The organism is Marinicrinis lubricantis, from assembly GCF_042658665.1.
In the GTDB taxonomy this organism is placed as follows: domain Bacteria; phylum Bacillota; class Bacilli; order Paenibacillales; family KCTC-33676; genus Marinicrinis; species Marinicrinis lubricantis.
Genome location: NZ_JBHSQV010000178.1, coordinates 34,275 through 51,010, shown reverse-complemented (window position 1 = coordinate 51,010; position 16,736 = coordinate 34,275). Strand labels below are relative to the sequence as shown.

Genomic DNA, 16,736 nt, shown 5'->3' with positions numbered 1-16,736 from the left:
CGAAACGGCAGCGGTTCGCCGCCGTCTCAGCTTGGTTTCTTTATTAAAAGTGTTACGCCATCAAAGCCGCCATAACCGCTTTTTGCGCATGAAGACGATTTTCGGCTTGATCAAAAATGACCGAGTTCGCTCCATCGATCACACCTTCCGATACTTCCTCCCCGCGATGGGCCGGCAAGCAGTGCATGAACAGATAATCTTCCTTCGCGTATTTCACAAGCTCCTCATTCACTTGGAAGTTTTTGAATGCCTGCTCCCGCTCCTGCTGCTCTGCTTCGAAGCCCATGCTGGCCCAGACATCGGTGTATATTACGTCTGCATCCGAGATGGCTTCCTTCGGATCGTTCGTTACGAGCAGCGAGCCTTCGTTCTGCGCCGCATGCTCCTTCGTCATTTCCGTCACTTCCGCATCCGGCATATAGTTATCCGGACTAGCTACTGCCATATGCATGCCGAGCTTTGCAGCGCCCATCATGAGCGAATGCGCCATGTTGTTGCCGTCTCCGATGTAGGCGACCTTCAGGCCCTTCAGTTTACCCTTAATCTCATAAACGGTCTGATAGTCGGCAAGCGCCTGGCACGGATGGTATAGATCCGTCAAACCGTTAATGACCGGAATCGTCGCACCTCTCGCCAGCTCTACCACACCACGATGAGCAAACGTGCGGATCATAATGCCGTCCAAATAACGGGACATGACCTGCGCCGTATCCCAAATCGTCTCTCCCCGTCCAAGCTGGAGATCATTACGGCTTAAAAATAAAGCATGGCCTCCGAGCTGAAACATGCCCACCTCGAAAGAAACCCGCGTTCTGGTAGATGATTTTTCGAAGATCATTCCCAGCGTCTTCCCTTTCAGCGGATGAAAGACTTCTCCGGACTTTTGCTTCTTCTTCAACTCGATTGCAAAATCGATTAAGTATCGAATCTCGTCAGGTGAGTAGTCCGCCAACGACAAGAAATCCCTTCCTTTAAGCTGCATTGCAATATCCTGCTTCGTCATCGTTTCTGTCATCTCTCAGACTCCCTTCATCCTTATATGCACTTCATGATGATGAAGACACCGATGCGGTATCAAACACCACGTTATGAATCGTATTTACCGCTTGATCTATCTCTTCTTCGGTCACGAGCAAATTCGGCAGCAAGCGCAGTACGTTCGGCCCCGCCTGAACCGCCAGCAGCCCTTTCTGTTGAGCTTTGGCAATATACTCTCCGACAGGCTCCGAAAATTCGATGCCGACCATAAGACCTTTGCCGCGGATCTCCACGAATTGCGGATGGCCGCTCAGTGCGGTGCTCAGCTTCTGCTTCAACAGCTCACCCATTTCGGCTGCACGCTGAGGCAGATTTTGCCCCGTGATGGTTTCCACAACGGCCAGGCCGGTCGCCGCCGCAATAGGAGTGCCACCGAAGGTCGTTCCGTGTGATCCCGCACCAAATGCTTCCTTCAGCTTCGCTTTACCCAGCATCGCGCCGATCGGAAATCCGTTGCCTAAGCCCTTGGCTAATGTGAAAATATCCGGCTCCAGCCCGTAGTGCTCGAAGGCGAACATTTTACCGGTTCTGCCCATGCCGGTTTGAATCTCGTCGACGATGAGCAGCAAGTCATGCGCTTCGCACAGTCTTACGATTTCCTTCACAAACTGGGGATCCGCCGGATTGACGCCGCCTTCGCCTTGCACCATCTCCAGCATAATCGCGCAGGTCTTATCCGTGATCACATTTTGAAGCGCTGCTGCATCGTTATACGGCGAGTAGACAAATCCCTCGGGCAGCGGATGGAAGCCTTCCTTCACCTTATCCTGTCCCGTCGCCGTTAGTGTCGCCAATGTTCTGCCGTGGAATGATTGCTGGAATGTAATCACTTCATAACGATCTTTTTTCAGCACTTGATGATTATATCTTCTAGCCAGTTTGATCGCGGCTTCATTCGCTTCCGCCCCGCTGTTGCAGAAAAATACCGCATCCGCGCAGCTGATTTCTGTCAGCCGCTTCGCCAGCTTTTCCTGGTTCGGGATATGGAACAGATTGGACACATGCCACAGCTCATCAAGCTGCTGCTGCAGCTTTTCCTTCACTGCCGGATGGGCATGCCCTAAGTTCGTTACGGCTAGCCCGCTCATAAAATCTAAATATCGATTTCCTTGATCATCCCACAGCCAGCTTCCTTCTCCCTTCACTAATGCAATGGGATATCTGGCGTAAGTCGGAAACAACGCATGTTGTTGCTCCATAGAGATTCTCTCCCTTCCGTTTATCCATGACCGCCTGCCATGTGATGATGTCTCCCTACATATGACGATGCAGCACCGCTTCGGGATGCAGCTGTCTTCATAATCACTGCGATTTGCGAATCCGCGTCCCCTCGGCTTCTCCTCGCAGTACTCTGCCGAGCACGCCCGGCTTCGTACCGCTGACAATGACAACCTCGGACACTCCGCCCTGCAGACACTTCAGTGCTGCTTTCACTTTCGGAATCATGCCGCCGTAGATTTCGCCGCTTTGGATCATTTCCTGGATTTCTGCTTCCGTCGTCGCCGGCAGGATGACCTTCTCTCCATTCACGGTTTTCATCATCCCCGGAACGTCCGTCACGACGATAAGATGCTCCACGCCAAGGGATGCAGCCACTGCTCCTGCTGACGTGTCAGCATTAATGTTATACCTTTGTCCCTTCGCATCAATACCCAGCGGCGCAATGACAGGGATCGCTCCAAGCCCAATGATGCCCTCAATCAGATCCGCACGCACCTGTGTGACGTCTCCTACAAAGCCGATCTCCTCATGACCTTCCACCGGCTGCGCTTCGATCAAATTGCCGTCAATCCCGCTTAGTCCGATCGCGTGCGCCCCTGCTTGATTGAGCTTGCGCACGATCTGTTTATTGATTTGGCCGGAGAGCACCATCTCTACCACATCAAGTACTTCTTCACTTGTTTTGCGCAGTCCATTCACAAATTGTGTTGGAATTTCCAGCTTTTCGAGCGTTGCCGAAATTGCAGGTCCTCCGCCATGTACAATAACCGGTACGATCCCATCCGATTGCAGCTGTTTTAATTCTTCGAAAAAAAGGTCAGGAAGAGCAGCCAACGTGCTCCCCCCGCATTTCATCACAAATGATGGCATAACTGCAGTTCTCCTTTGATCTCTTGCTTTTACCCAAATTCCGTTCATTCCGGCTTAAGTACGGTAAGCGGCATTAATTCGAACATATTCGTAGGTCAAATCGCAGCCCCAAGCAACCGCTGATCCAGGTCCATCATTCAAATCCACCTGAATGTGCACGAGGTCCGCGACCTTTAAATATTCGCAAGCCGCATCATCATCGAACGGCACCGGTGCGGACTGCTCCAGCACTTTAAAATCGCCGACGGCAATATCTACCTTCTCGGTGCTGACCTGCACACCCGCACGTCCTACGCATGCAATAATGCGTCCCCAGTTCGCATCAGCTCCGAATAAAGCCGTCTTCACCAGGCTCGAACCCATGATCGTCTTGGCGATGGCACGTGCTCCGTCCGTCGTTGGCGCTCCGGTCACTCGAACCTCGACCAGCTTCGTAGCTCCTTCGCCGTCACGGGCAATCGCCTTGGCGAGCACCTCCGCCACATAGCGGAACGCGTCTGCGAAAGCTTGCCAATCGGGGTGCTGCGGCGTCAATGGATTGTTGCCGGCCAGACCGCTGGCCATTGCCACCAGCATATCGTTCGTGCTGGTGTCGCCATCCACCGTGATCATGTTGAACGTCACATTCGTCACTTCACGCAGCAGACTTTGAAGGACAGACGACTCAATCTGCGCATCCGTCGTCATGAAGCCCAGCATCGTCGCCATGTTCGGATGAATCATACCCGAACCTTTAGCTGCGCCGGAGATGATCACTTCTTTCCCGTCAACGAGGACCTTGCTGCTGGCCGTCTTTTTCACTAAATCGGTCGTCAAAATGGCCTGACAAAAATCGTCGCTTCCATTCGGAGAGATGACAGCAGGCAGACGCTCAATGCCGTTGAGTACTTTTTCCATCGGAAGCAATTCACCAATGACACCCGTCGAACCGACCGCCACCTCATGCTCGGATACCCCAAGCGCTGCGGCCATTGCGGAGCGCATTTTGCGCGCATCCTCTTCCCCTTGCTGGCCTGTGCAGGCATTGGCGTTGCCGCTGTTGACCACAACCGCTCGGAGCGTCCCGCCTTGAGCCAAGCTTTCGCGTGTAATTTTAAGAGGCGCCGCCTGAAACAAATTCGTCGTATATACCGCCGCGGCAGACGCGGGTACCTCGCATAATATAACGCCCAAATCATGGCGCTCGGTTTTTTTCAGGCCGCAATGTAATCCGCCTGCGCGAAAGCCTTTCGGAGCCGTGACCTGACCTTCCTCCAACACTTCAAACGATGCATTTGCCATAGCCTTTTTTCACCTATCCCTTATCTGTTTTACGGATAGACGGGGGTAAAGTCGAGTCCAAGACCCTCATCCCAACCCATCATCAAATTCAAGTTTTGTACGGCTTGCCCGGCCGCTCCTTTGACGACATTGTCTATCACGGAAATGATCGTTACCCGATTCGTGCGCTGATCGACAGCGAATCCGATATCGCAGTAGTTGGAGCCCCAAACTTCCTTCGTAGCCGGCCAAGTACCTTTCGGTCTAATGCGGACGAACGGTCTTCCTTCATAAAATTGCTCATAATATTCAATAAAGTCCTCTTCCGTCTTTGAATCCGTCAGCGTCGCATAAGATGTGCACATGATGCCCCTGGTCATCGGCACCAAATGCGTTGTGAACGTGGTCACCACCGGCGTTCCCGCTTCATCAGACAGCGCCTGCTCAATCTCCGGAATATGCTGATGCTTATTCACCTTGTACGCTTTGAAGTTCTCATTCACTTCCGAATAATGAGACCCTAGGCTCAGACCGCGTCCTGCTCCGGAAACGCCGCTCTTCGCATCGACGATGATCGATTTCAGATCAATCCAACCGGACTTCACTGCAGGAATTAATCCTAACAGCGTGGCCGTTGGGTAGCAGCCAGGATTCGATATGAAGGATACATTCTCATTCACGCGATCCCCATAAATTTCTGCAAGTCCATATACCGCCTGATCCAAGTAAGCTTGCTCCGCAGCCTCGCGCTTATACCATTCCTTATAAGCTTCTCGCGATCTGAGGCGAAAATCTCCGGACAAGTCGATCACCTTCAGCCCCGCATCCAGCAGCTGAGGCGCGATCTCCGCGCTTACACCATGGGGCGTCGCCGTAAACACAACGTCCGCTTTGCTGCGAATGAGCTGAACATCTACTGGATCCAGCTTATCGCGGATAATGGTATGCAGATGAGGGAACCCCTCACTAATCGGCGCTCCCGCCGTGGAGGACGAAATCACGGATGTTATCTCCACATGTGGATGACGAAGCAGCAATCGGATCAATTCCACACCTCCGTATCCTGTAGAACCGATGATCGCTGCCCTTATCGATTTATTCATTTTCGTTCCTCCTGTTCCGAATCATCAATATGTATAATTATACTGGTCCTAGTATAATAATTCAATCGCATTTTTCTCTGAAAAAGCTTATATCCTCGGGAGTATACTGCCTAAAATGAGTCAGGAGACACAATATCTAAAGCGTGTATTTTATCTCGAAAGCATGGATTCACCGCACATCTCCATCATTCCCCCGAGAAACCGACTAGGCCGAGATGTTCAGACACTCTTACGCTCCCGACTTAAAGCCTTCACCCAGCACCTCTGTTGCATCGCTCAATATAATGAACGCCCCTGGATCTACATCGCGAACCAAGGCTTTCAGCTTCGTTACCTCGGTCTGTCCGACGACCACCATCAGCACTTCCCGGGAAGCTCCCGTAAAGCCTCCATACGCGGTCAGACGCGTGAGCCCTCGGTCCAAATCATGCAGTACCGCTTCGCGAATTTGCTGCTGCTTTTCAGAGATAATAAAGGCCATCTTCGATGTCGAAAGTCCGACCTGTACGATGTCAATCGTCTTGCTCGTAACAAACAATCCGATCAGCGCATACAGCGCCTTCTCGGGACTAAACACAATTCCAGCGGTCAGCATCACGAGACCGTCCAGCATCGCCACGCATAACCCGAGACTGATGCCGGAATATTTATGTATAATTTGCGCTGCCGTATCCAAGCCGCCTGTCGAGCCTCTTCCGCGGAATACGATGCCGAGCCCCGCTCCAACACCGATCCCTCCGTAAATCGTCGCGAGCAGCAAATTGTGCGTTGGCGGCGTCCACTCGGACGTCAGCAGAACAAACAGCGGCAGGATGACAGATCCTACGGCCGTCTTCACGCCAAAACGCCCTCCAAGGAGCCATAACCCAGCTATAAACAAGGGAATATTGAGTGCCCACTGGACAATGGCAGGCTCCCAGCCCAAAAGACTCTCTGTAATCGTCGAAATCCCGCTAACGCCGCCAGAGACGATTTCGTTCGGGTTTAGGAACAAATTAAAGCTGGCTGCCACAAGAAACGACCCAACGAACAAATACATGTATTCCATGATCTTAAACATCATCGAATTCATCGGCAGCCTTGGCGCCCTTCTGCGATGCTTCGATGGAAGCGGTTCTGTGGGTCTTGTTTCGTCTTGTATCGTGCTACTATTCATACGATCAATCGTGCTTGCCGCAAAGTCCGGAGCATGTTTCATGTGCTCACCTCGATGTCCATTTTGGATGGTTTCCGCTCCAGTGTCAATCCTGTCTTTTCCATGCTTGAAAGCAGCCTGGGTTAGTTCTTGCAACTTCAATTCAAAACGATGATCTCCTTGGAGCATAGGCTAGAAAAAAATCCTACACTTCCGTGTAGGATCATCCAGCCTGTGAAGCTTCGGAAGCAACCCGCTATATATTTACCGCCAGCGTCCGGCGTTATTCCATAAGCCCCTTACTGCTGCGAAACACTTCATTTTTGAGTAACCTTGCTAATCGCGGCGAATCATTTTGCGCAAATAGGCGTCAATAAACATGTCCAGCTCTCCATCCATGACCGCATCCACGTTCCCTGTCTCCGCTGAGGTACGGTGATCCTTCACCATACTGTATGGATGGAACACATACGACCGGATTTGGCTGCCCCATGCGATATCGGACTGCTCTCCGCGAATGGCTGCGATCTCCTGCTGCTGCTCTTCGATTTTGCGCTCATACAGCTTAGAGCGAAGCACCTTCATGGCACGTTCGCGGTTTTGAATTTGTGAACGCTCCGATTGGCACGTGACTACAATGCCTGTCGGTATATGGGTAATTCGCACAGCGGAGTCCGTCGTATTGATATGCTGTCCGCCTGCGCCAGAAGCGCGATACGTATCGATCTTAATGTCCTCGGTTCTTATCTCGATATCACCGACGTCCTCTTCGATCTCCGGTACCACATCACAGGATACGAACGAGGTGTGCCGTCTGCCGGAAGCATCGAACGGCGAGATCCGCACCAAACGGTGAACTCCCTTCTCTGCCTTTAAGTAGCCATAGGCGTTGTATCCCTTAATAAGCAAGGTTACGCTCTTCACCCCTGCTTCATCTCCAGGTAAATAATCCAGCACTTCTACCTTATAGCCCTTGTCCTCCGCCCAGCGGCGGTACATTCTCAGCAGCATCTCCGCCCAATCCTGGGACTCTGTGCCGCCCGCACCGGGATGCAGCTCAAGGATGGCATTCGACTTATCGTACGGCTCGCTCAGCAGCAGCTGCAGCTCGAAGCCTTCCACGTCCGCTTTCAGCTTCGGCAGCGTACTCTCTACCTCCGCAGCCATCTCCGCGTCATTTTCCTCCTGCGCCAGCTCCGCCATCATCTGCAAGTCATCGTACTCGGACTGCAGCTTCTGATACTGCTCGACGACGGCCTTGACTGCATTCGCTTCAGCGATCAGCTTTTGTGCCTTTTCGTTATCGTTCCAAAAATCAGGTTCGCTCATTTTGACTTCATAGTTCTCGATCTGCTCCAGCTTGAGATCTAAGTCAAAGAGACCCCCTTAATTCACTTAATCGACTGCCCAGCTCTTTCAAATCCTGTCTTACCTCTGCCTCAAACATTCCATTCACCTCGTGATTGATTATATTAGATCGCTTCATTTTCAAAAAAGAGTATACAGCACGAATGAGGGGTGGGTATAACCCACTCCCCCATCTATCAAGCCTCACATTGCAGCTCATACTGAACGATTCTCCATCGGAGTGTTCCGATTACTGAGCACCGTGACACTGCTTATATTTCTTGCCGCTGCCGCATGGGCATAAGTCGTTGCGTCCGACCTTCTCTTCACGACGTACCGGCTTCTTCGGCGCAGGCTCTCCCTTAGGATCCACCGCCTGACCTTCAGCAACAGCTTCACGCTCCAGGTTTTTCTCTACAACGGCTTTCATAATGTAGCGAGTCACTTCTTCTTGGATCGTCTCAATCATCTGCTCGAACATTTCGAAGCCTTCGAATTGGTACTCACGAAGCGGATCAGTACCGCCATAAGCCCGCAGATGGATACCTTGACGCAGCTGATCCATCGCATCGATATGATCCATCCATTTGCTGTCTACCGCACGAAGCGTAACGACCTTCTCGAATTCGCGCATCGTCTCCGCACCCATTGCTTCTTCACGCTCGTTGTACAGCTGTTCTACCAATTTGGTGATATGCTCGATAACCTCATCCTGCTCTTTGTCTTTCAGGTCATCTACGCTCAGCATACCCTCTTGCAGGAAGGTCACATTCGCATAATCGACCACGGCCTGCAGATCCCATTCCTCCGGAATGACATCCTTCGGACAATGTGCTTCGACAATGCGCTGGATGACCGGTGTAATCATGCCCCATACGACTTCGCGAATGTTCTCGGACTCAAGCACTTCTTTACGCTGCTTGTAGATGATCGTCCGCTGTTGGTTCATCACATCGTCATACTGCAGGACGATTTTACGCACATCGAAGTTATTGCCTTCCACTCGTTTCTGGGCGGATTCGATCGCACGGCTGACCATCTTGCTTTCAATCGGCTGATCTTCTTCGAATCCGAGACGGTCCATCAAATTCTTGATGTTGTCCGAACCGAAACGGCGCATCAGCTCATCTTCTAATGAGATAAAGAATTGAGAAGATCCAGGGTCTCCCTGACGACCCGCACGACCGCGCAGCTGGTTATCAATACGACGGCTTTCATGCCGTTCTGTACCGATAATGTGAAGACCGCCCAACTCAGCAACGCCTTCACCGAGCATAATGTCGGTTCCGCGGCCGGCCATGTTCGTGGCAATCGTAACGGCTCCTGCTTGGCCAGCCATCGCAACGATTGCCGCTTCTTCCTCATGGTATTTCGCGTTCAGCACTTTATGCGGAATACCTTTTTTCTTGAGGAGTGCGGAAATGTATTCCGATTTCTCGATCGAAACGGTACCTACGAGCACAGGCTGCTTCCTCGCATGTCTTGCCGCGATTTCTTCCACGACCATATTAAATTTGCTTTTTTCCGTTTTATATACGACATCCGGCATATCTTGACGGAGCATCGGACGGTTCGTCGGAATGACGATAACCTGAAGACCGTAGATTTTGCTGAATTCTTCTTCCTCGGTCTTCGCCGTACCGGTCATACCGGACAGCTTACGGTACATCCGGAAGTAGTTTTGGAACGTGATCGTCGCCAGTGTCATGCTTTCATTCTGGATTTTGATCTGTTCTTTCGCTTCAATCGCTTGATGCAATCCATCGCTGTAACGACGACCCGTCATCAGACGACCGGTAAATTCATCGACGATGATGACCTGATCCTCTTCCACGACATAATCGACATCGCGCTTCATAATAACGTGTGCTTTCAGCGCTTGCGTAATATGGTGGTTCAAGGTTACATGCTGATGATCGAACAGGTTCTCGATCCCAAAGGCACGCTCCGCCTTAGCTACCCCTTCTTCGGTCAATGCTACGTTCTTCAGCTTCACATCTACCGTATAATCGGTTTCCGGAACCAGCATCCGGACAAAACGATCCGCTGCAATATACAGCTGAGTCGATTTCGCTGCTTGACCGGAAATAATCAGCGGGGTTCTCGCTTCATCGATGAGAATGGAGTCCACCTCGTCGATGATGGCATATTTTAAAGGTCTTTGTACCATTTGCTCTTTATATAAAACCATGTTGTCGCGCAGATAGTCGAATCCGAATTCGTTATTCGTTCCGTACGTAATATCGCAGGCGTACGCTTCTCTTTTCTGCTCGTGGGATAAGCTGTTCAGGTTGCAGCCCACGGTCATGCCAAGGAAGTTATAGACCTGGGACATTTGTTCGCTTTGTGTAGACGCCAAATAATCATTGACCGTAATGACATGCACGCCTTCTCCGGCCAGTGCGTTCAAGTACGCAGGGAGTGTCGCAACGAGCGTTTTCCCTTCCCCTGTGCGCATCTCGGCGATTTTCCCTTCGTGAAGCACCATTCCCCCGATCAGCTGCACATCAAAGTGACGCATCCCGAGCGTGCGTTTCGAGGCTTCCCTTACCGTAGCAAAGGCTTCTGGCAGAAGATCGTCCAGAGTTTCCCCTTTTTCTAATCTCGCTTTAAATTCATCGGTTTTCCCGCGCAACTGCTCATCGCTTAATTTCTGAAAATCGGGCTCCAATTGGTTAATTTGCTCTACCTGTTTATATAAACGCTTGAGCTCTTTTTCATTTGGGTCGCCGAAGATTTTTTTAACAAGTCCTAGCATCGGTGGGTTGTTCCCCTTTCAACGTTCAATATCTCGATCATATAAATTTTAACAGTTTGCACCTATGTATTCAATCATTTCAGCCGATGTTCCACTGTTCTCCTATTGCAGGCGAATACTTGAAACTGCGGACACATCCCCATCATGCCTTACGGCGCTTATGATCTTAGCATTTGACGAATAAATAAAAAAAATGCCTGCTGTGAATATCCGTATGACGAACCATACAGCTCCCAGTCCTGATCACTACGTTTACCCCGCTTACATACCAACAATAAAAGAAAACGAATACCTTCCATAATAATAAAAGCCCCGCCCCATAATTACAGGGCGAAGCTCGTGTCTCTTCCTATTTAATTAGCGGGTTCGATGAGGCCGTATCGGCCGTCGTTTCGTTTATATACGACATTCACTTCTTCGGTATCCATATTCGCAAAGACAAAGAAGCTATGTCCGATCATATTCATTTGTAAAATCGCTTCCTCCACGTCCATCGGCTTCAGATCGAAGCTCTTGGTCCGCACCAGTTCATAATCATCATCCAGCTGCTCTGCGACAGCTACACTTGACGTTTCTGCGTTTTCCTTGAAAAGGACTCTAGGACTGCCCTGCTGCCGCAGCTTGCGGTTCAATTTTGTCTTGTGCTTGCGGATCTGCCTTTCCAGTTTATCGAGCACAAGGTCGATAGAAGCGTACATATCTTCGCTCTTCTCCTCGGCTCTTAGCAGCACCCCGGACAACGGAATCGTCACTTCAACCTTCTGGCGATCCCGCACGACGCTGAGCGTCACATGTACATCAGAAGTAAGGGGAGTATCAAAATACTTTTCCAGTTTGCTCAGCTTTTTCTCTACGTACTCTCTCAAAGCTGTAGTCAGTTCCATGTCTTTTCCACGAATGTGAAATCTCATATGCAACTCCTCCTTTTCTGACTCCATTGTAACACAGGCGGGCATGGCACTTCAAAGGAATTGTGTAGAATATATTAAATTTTCTGAATATTTTGTCCGATCGTTGAAATTACGCGGGTTGTGAGGTGTGTCATTGTTAAAATTTTGCTAAATCATAGGCCATTTCATGTTCTGTCCACAGGCTAATAGTATCCGATTGATTTTACTCGAACAGCTTATCCACAGTGGATAACATCTACAAGCTGAAATCCCTAAAAATACTATAAACATGAAAAGCACCCTGTTTCCAGGGTGCTTGGTTTGCTAAACCGTTCAAAATGAAACCATCTATATGTGAGGCCTCATCAGCCACGATGATTAAATTTTTACTACGTTAGCTGCTTGAGGTCCGCGTGCGCCTTCAACGATGTCGAACTCAACCGCTTGACCTTCTTCAAGAGTTTTGAAACCGTCCACTTGGATCGCGGAAAAATGAACGAATACGTCTCCGCCTTCTTCAGTTTCGATAAATCCGTAGCCTTTCTCAGCGTTGAACCATTTAACTTTACCTTGCATGTAATACATTCCCTTCATCTTCAAATACGTGAATTGGGTATCCACACTTAGAATATATCACCCGAGGATGCCAATGTCAACGCAAATAAACCGAAGGAAAAGCCCTTTTTTCGGGCAAAATTAAGGGATGTCGAGATTTGACATCATTCGCTAAAAGGGCGTATATTTTTTAGTTTTTAAATTGGTTTTATTTACAAGTTTCGCTTCATTCCTCCGTTTCATTCGTGAAGAAACCCTTTGATTAAATTCCGTTAAACTTCGTCCACACTCCGTAAAATCCTTATCTATAGAATCGACTCCTCATTGGCCGAGAAGCGAATTAGGTATAAACTACTGAATATGGATGTCGAATTGTCTGAAAATTCGACTATTTACATGTTATTCACTTTATGAAAGCTTATTTTCATTGGTTATGCACAGTTTTATCCACATTATCCACATGTATTTCGAACCGATTGTGAACAATTTGTCCCCATAGATATAGAGTTATAAACAAAATATCCACCCTTCCTGTGGATAAGTGGGTGGATATTGGTGGATATTTTATTTTTTTCGGTCAAAAAAGAAGCTTTCGGATGAATAATTCGATTCGTAAACATTTCTTTGAGTTTTGGCCGTTCTTAATTTATTCAGTCCTTGCTTTGCCTCCAACAATTTCAAATGCATCTGATTGAGGATCTGTTCATCATAGGATAACAGCTTCTTTACTCGATCGGAATAAACTTCCTTCTGTGAAGAATCTATTGAAATCTTCTTCATCTCATCGATCAGGGATTGCCTCTGGTTCACATAATACTCGAAATCTTGAGCTTCCATTTTATCCAATTCATTCAAAACATTGGAGGTTAGTGCTTCTAATCGTTCAATCCATTCATCCATACGTTGCACCACTATATGAACTTCCAATACTTTTTGAGGCTTGATACCATGTTTCCCGGAGTTCAGTTAAATACCCAAGAACTTCATGAATTGGTTCAATATTTTTCTTGGTATTGGACTCAAACAATCTTCGATTCATATATTCATACAGAGGAATCAAATTGGCAGACAGTTCGCTATTCTTATCCATTGTGATGATAAATTCATTAATGATCGCCTGAGCTTTCTGCAGCTCCCGATTCGCTGCAGGTATATCCCTATGTTCGATCGCATCAATCGCTAATTTACATGACCGAATCGCACCGTCAAATAACATAATTAGCAGCTGTGCTGGAGATGCAGTCTGTATGGAGTTTTCTAAATATCTATTCCGTTGTTGCTGATTCATCTATGCTGCCCCTCCTTACAGAGAATATTACGCAAATGCATTCGTCAAATATGCAGACTGACTATTGTAATTACTAATCACTTGTTCCATTGTGCTAAATTGTTTGTAGTAATTATTTTCTAAAGTCACTAACCTATTATTCATTTGAACCAAACGACTCTTGAGGTTATACAATTCGTTACCAAGAGTACTCGTATCCTCAGTCGAAGCATTTGGATTACCTGCCTTACTGGTCAGGTCATCTAGATTTTGTTTCAGATTCTGGTACATTTTTTCAATGACGCCTTTATCCGATCCATCTGCTGCCGTTCCTTTAGATAGAAAGATTTGTTCCACGGCATCGGGGTTTTCCTGAAGTGCTTTACGAAGCTTGTCCTCATCAATAACGAGATTACCGTTCACGTCACTATTCTTACTGTAACGCGTTGTCTCTACACCGATGGATGCTAGAGAATTATACTCGCTTCCTGTGGCATAAAGTGTTGTAATAGCAGACCTCATATCATTGATGGCGTCTTTTAATATGGAATCGTTTCGGATTAATCCACTTCTTGCTAAACTTGTCCACTCATCAATATCATAGCCACTTTCTTTAAACTCTTTTCGCTGGTCATCAGTTAATGGCTCATAATCCTTATGTCTTTCTTCATTTACTTTAGAGGTGAGTAAGTTCAAAGTTTCATTGTATTTCGTCATGAACTGCTTTATGTTTTCAACAATCTTATCTATATCCTTCCCTACTTCAACGGTGGCAGTGCCTCCACCCTCTTTCAACAATGTGATATCCATACCATTGATACTGAAAGTATTTGTATTTCTAGTTGTCTCCATGCCATTTATGACGACCGTCGCTTTATTACCTACTGTCGCATTATTGGTATCTGGATCTGTGGCACCATCGGCTTCTGTATAATTATTTATCTTTAAAACTTTTTGAAGGAAATCCCCGCTTGTATCTTCAAAGGTTATATTCGCTAAATTTCCGCCAACTCCATTTACTTCTCCAGCTTCTTTAGCTACAAAGGAAAGTTTTCCGGAAGAATCATCAAAGAATACAGATACATTAGCATCAGAATCCTTATTGATTTTCGATATTACATCATTGAGCGACTCCTCGGCCGTATTTACAGTAAACTCTTTACCATTGACTTTAAAAGAATATGTACTGTTCAGCCCAGTCATTTGTGTAGAAAGCTTTTCACCAGCGCTAAAAGAAGTCAACCCAGCAGTAATACTGCCATAACTATTCTTAGTCGCTGCCTTCGCTAGCTCCTTAACTTGAATCGAAAGTGATCCCGTTGCAGTACTGGATGCATTAACCGACACTGCAGAAGTATCTCCACTCAAATTTGCTTTTTGAGCATCAAATGGATTCCCAAGAATCACACCATCAAATAAATAATTGCGAAATTCTAAGATTTTCGTGTTCATATTGCGATAGTCTTCTTGCTTCCATTCAACAATCTGCTGCTTCTGCTCCAACTTCGTTACAGGTATTTTATGAGCAGACATCAACTGTTGAACAATGCTTTCCGTATCCATGCCTGAGGCTAAACCGCTCATACGTAAAACCATTTTGAAATTCCTCCTTTTACTTTCTCTCGTCTATAAATAGTCCGGCCATCTCCCAGACCTTAGCTAAAAAATCGAGATTTTTCTCAGGAGGAATTTCCTTCACGATTTCTCCTGATTCATTATCAATAATCTTCACCATGATTTGCTTGGTCTGCTCGTGAACGGAAAACTTCAATGAAGTCGCTTTACCTTCCACAGCCTTGATTGCTTTTTCAATCGCTTTGATCAACTGTTCATCGCTGACCGGAATATCGGTGCCAGATATTTGTGCTTTCTCTAATTCACGGGTCGAATGAATGAATCTGACGACTTGCTGCACTTCACTTTTCTTCCCCTCCATCGAAGGGGTGTGAACGGGTATATTTCCCGTCGTTTGGAAGGACACATCAGGCCTCATCACACATCATTCCTCGCATTCTCCATATATAATTACTACATATATCGGCGTTTTTCAGCGAGAACGTTAGAGAATTTCAAGAAAAAGAAGCGACAGTCGCAATATTTTATTTCCTATAATAATCCAGTACCTTCTTGACCGTTTGAACCACATCTTGTACATCCCTATCGGTCATCCCAGGGAATAGCGGAAGCGTAAGTACTTCTTCATACCAGTGCTCGGCTCGTGGACACAAGCCTTTAGCGTACCCCAGCTCCCTATAATAAGGATGGTAATATACGGGAATATAGTGAACGTGTACGCCGATGTTCTCCGCACGAAGCGCATTAAATATTTGTTTGCGGTCTACCGTAAACAAATCCATCTGCATGCGCAGCATATACAAATGCCAAGCCGAATCGCTGTATGGCAGCTGGTACGGTATGATCACACCTGCCACGCTGCTGAACTCCTTCGAGTAATAGGCTGCAATATCCCTTCGTCTTGCGAGAAACGTGTCCAGCTTGTCCATCTGAGAAACGCCCAGTGCAGCTTGCAAGTCCGTCATACGGTAATTGTAACCGAGCGCCTGCATCTCGTAATACCATGGCCCTTCATCATCACGCTGCAGATTCTCCCGTGTGATGCCATGACTTCGGAACAGTCTCAGCTTATTATCATATTCATCCGAATCGGTGACAATCATCCCGCCTTCACCTGTCGTAATATGCTTAACAGGGTGGAAGCTGAACATCGTCATATGCGCTAATGTGCCAACCTTTTTCCCTTTATAAAGTGCCCCGAGCGAATGTGCGGCATCTTCGATCACAACTAATCCACGCTGTTCAGCAATTTCCATAATGCGCTCCATATCCGCAGGCTGTCCTGTAAAATCAACAGGAATGATTGCTTTCGTACGCGGAGTTATGGCTTTTTCCAACAGGGATGCATCAATGTTATACGTCCATTCGTCGATATCCACAAAGCGTGGTGTTCCACCGCAGTATAATACACAGTTGGCGCTTGCCGCAAAAGTGATGGGTGTCGTCAGCACCTCATCGCCGGGCCCTACCCCTGCAGCAAAGCATGCAGCGTGAAGGGCCGCCGTCCCATTGCAAAATGCAACGGCATGACGAACGCCCACGTAAGAAGCAACTCTTCGTTCAAATTCCTGAATGGCAGGTCCCTGGGTAATATAGGGGCTTTTCAATGTTTCTAGAACATGCTCGATATCCCTGTCATCTATGATCTGCTGTCCATATGGCAAAAAGGATTCCCTCACTGGCTTTCCGCCGTTCACTGCTAATTCCATGTCAGCCC

Annotated in this window: 15 protein-coding genes; all 15 read right to left on the bottom strand. The window is 47.9% G+C overall.

Annotated elements, in window-relative coordinates; all coding sequences use genetic code 11:
* Positions 1-52: 52 nt before the first annotated feature.
* A complete protein-coding gene (argF, locus tag ACFPXP_RS17715; RefSeq protein WP_379895704.1) occupies positions 53-1,015 on the bottom strand; it encodes an ornithine carbamoyltransferase in 963 nt (320 codons plus the stop codon).
* Between the two features lie 31 nt (positions 1,016-1,046).
* Entirely contained in the window at positions 1,047-2,237 is a 1,191-nt protein-coding gene (locus ACFPXP_RS17710) for an acetylornithine transaminase (protein ID WP_379895703.1), read from the bottom strand.
* A gap of 103 nt (positions 2,238-2,340) precedes the next feature.
* Positions 2,341-3,129, bottom strand: coding sequence for an acetylglutamate kinase (gene argB / locus ACFPXP_RS17705; RefSeq protein ID WP_379895702.1), 789 nt, complete (start codon positions 3,127-3,129; stop codon positions 2,341-2,343).
* A 54-nt stretch (positions 3,130-3,183) separates the two neighbouring features.
* Positions 3,184-4,410, bottom strand: a complete 1,227-nt coding sequence (gene argJ, locus ACFPXP_RS17700) for a bifunctional glutamate N-acetyltransferase/amino-acid acetyltransferase ArgJ (RefSeq protein ID WP_379895701.1) — start codon at positions 4,408-4,410, stop codon at positions 3,184-3,186.
* Positions 4,411-4,439: 29 nt separating this feature from the next.
* Positions 4,440-5,492, bottom strand: coding sequence for an N-acetyl-gamma-glutamyl-phosphate reductase (gene argC, locus ACFPXP_RS17695; protein ID WP_379895700.1), 1,053 nt, complete (start codon positions 5,490-5,492; stop codon positions 4,440-4,442).
* A 229-nt stretch (positions 5,493-5,721) separates the two neighbouring features.
* The gene (locus tag ACFPXP_RS17690) at positions 5,722-6,564 is read right to left on the bottom strand and encodes a YitT family protein (protein ID WP_379895722.1); all 843 of its coding nucleotides are present in this window, start codon (positions 6,562-6,564) and stop codon (positions 5,722-5,724) included.
* A 399-nt stretch (positions 6,565-6,963) separates the two neighbouring features.
* Positions 6,964-8,074, bottom strand: a protein-coding gene (prfB, locus tag ACFPXP_RS17685) for a peptide chain release factor 2 (RefSeq protein ID WP_379895699.1) whose coding sequence is annotated in 2 segments (ribosomal slippage) — positions 6,964-8,001 and positions 8,003-8,074 — 1,110 coding nt in all. Because the reading frame shifts where the segments join, the coding sequence is not laid out codon by codon here.
* A gap of 150 nt (positions 8,075-8,224) precedes the next feature.
* Positions 8,225-10,732 (bottom strand): preprotein translocase subunit SecA, encoded by a 2,508-nt coding sequence (secA, locus tag ACFPXP_RS17680; RefSeq protein WP_379895698.1) that lies wholly within the window; start codon positions 10,730-10,732, stop codon positions 8,225-8,227.
* 353 nt (positions 10,733-11,085) lie between these two features.
* Positions 11,086-11,643, bottom strand: a complete 558-nt coding sequence (gene hpf, locus ACFPXP_RS17675; RefSeq protein ID WP_379895697.1) for a ribosome hibernation-promoting factor, HPF/YfiA family — start codon at positions 11,641-11,643, stop codon at positions 11,086-11,088.
* Between the two features lie 357 nt (positions 11,644-12,000).
* Positions 12,001-12,198 (bottom strand): cold shock domain-containing protein, encoded by a 198-nt coding sequence (locus ACFPXP_RS17670; protein WP_379895696.1) that lies wholly within the window; start codon positions 12,196-12,198, stop codon positions 12,001-12,003.
* A gap of 543 nt (positions 12,199-12,741) precedes the next feature.
* Positions 12,742-13,077: a hypothetical protein gene (locus ACFPXP_RS17665; protein ID WP_379895695.1), complete on the bottom strand. Its 336-nt coding sequence runs from the start codon at positions 13,075-13,077 to the stop codon at positions 12,742-12,744.
* Complete coding sequence (gene fliS, locus ACFPXP_RS17660) at positions 13,070-13,465, bottom strand: flagellar export chaperone FliS (RefSeq protein ID WP_379895694.1); 396 nt, start codon at positions 13,463-13,465, stop codon at positions 13,070-13,072. Before fliS ends, ACFPXP_RS17665 begins: the two co-directional genes overlap by 8 nt.
* Positions 13,466-13,492: 27 nt before the next feature.
* Complete coding sequence (gene fliD, locus ACFPXP_RS17655) at positions 13,493-15,040, bottom strand: flagellar filament capping protein FliD (protein ID WP_379895693.1); 1,548 nt, start codon at positions 15,038-15,040, stop codon at positions 13,493-13,495.
* A 16-nt stretch (positions 15,041-15,056) separates the two neighbouring features.
* Complete coding sequence (locus ACFPXP_RS17650; protein ID WP_379895721.1) at positions 15,057-15,437, bottom strand: flagellar protein FlaG; 381 nt, start codon at positions 15,435-15,437, stop codon at positions 15,057-15,059.
* Between the two features lie 106 nt (positions 15,438-15,543).
* Entirely contained in the window at positions 15,544-16,728 is a 1,185-nt protein-coding gene (gene pseC, locus ACFPXP_RS17645; protein ID WP_379895691.1) for a UDP-4-amino-4,6-dideoxy-N-acetyl-beta-L-altrosamine transaminase, read from the bottom strand.
* Between the last annotated feature and the right edge of the window lie 8 nt (positions 16,729-16,736).

Excerpts from the sequence above, each read along its gene's own strand:
- argF (WP_379895704.1), bottom strand. The coding sequence starts at position 1,015 with ATGACAGAAACGATGACGAAGCAGGATATTGCAATGCAGCTTAAAGGA.
- ACFPXP_RS17710 (WP_379895703.1), bottom strand. The coding sequence starts at position 2,237 with ATGGAGCAACAACATGCGTTGTTTCCGACTTACGCCAGATATCCCATT.
- argB (WP_379895702.1), bottom strand. The coding sequence starts at position 3,129 with ATGCCATCATTTGTGATGAAATGCGGGGGGAGCACGTTGGCTGCTCTT.
- argJ (WP_379895701.1), bottom strand. The coding sequence starts at position 4,410 with ATGGCAAATGCATCGTTTGAAGTGTTGGAGGAAGGTCAGGTCACGGCT.
- argC (WP_379895700.1), bottom strand. The coding sequence starts at position 5,492 with ATGAATAAATCGATAAGGGCAGCGATCATCGGTTCTACAGGATACGGA.
- ACFPXP_RS17690 (WP_379895722.1), bottom strand. The coding sequence starts at position 6,564 with ATGAATTCGATGATGTTTAAGATCATGGAATACATGTATTTGTTCGTT.
- secA (WP_379895698.1), bottom strand. The coding sequence starts at position 10,732 with ATGCTAGGACTTGTTAAAAAAATCTTCGGCGACCCAAATGAAAAAGAG.
- hpf (WP_379895697.1), bottom strand. The coding sequence starts at position 11,643 with ATGAGATTTCACATTCGTGGAAAAGACATGGAACTGACTACAGCTTTG.
- ACFPXP_RS17670 (WP_379895696.1), bottom strand. The coding sequence starts at position 12,198 with ATGCAAGGTAAAGTTAAATGGTTCAACGCTGAGAAAGGCTACGGATTT.
- ACFPXP_RS17665 (WP_379895695.1), bottom strand. The coding sequence starts at position 13,077 with ATGGATGAATGGATTGAACGATTAGAAGCACTAACCTCCAATGTTTTG.
- fliS (WP_379895694.1), bottom strand. The coding sequence starts at position 13,465 with ATGAATCAGCAACAACGGAATAGATATTTAGAAAACTCCATACAGACT.
- fliD (WP_379895693.1), bottom strand. The coding sequence starts at position 15,040 with ATGGTTTTACGTATGAGCGGTTTAGCCTCAGGCATGGATACGGAAAGC.
- ACFPXP_RS17650 (WP_379895721.1), bottom strand. The coding sequence starts at position 15,437 with ATGAGGCCTGATGTGTCCTTCCAAACGACGGGAAATATACCCGTTCAC.
- pseC (WP_379895691.1), bottom strand. The coding sequence starts at position 16,728 with ATGGAATTAGCAGTGAACGGCGGAAAGCCAGTGAGGGAATCCTTTTTG.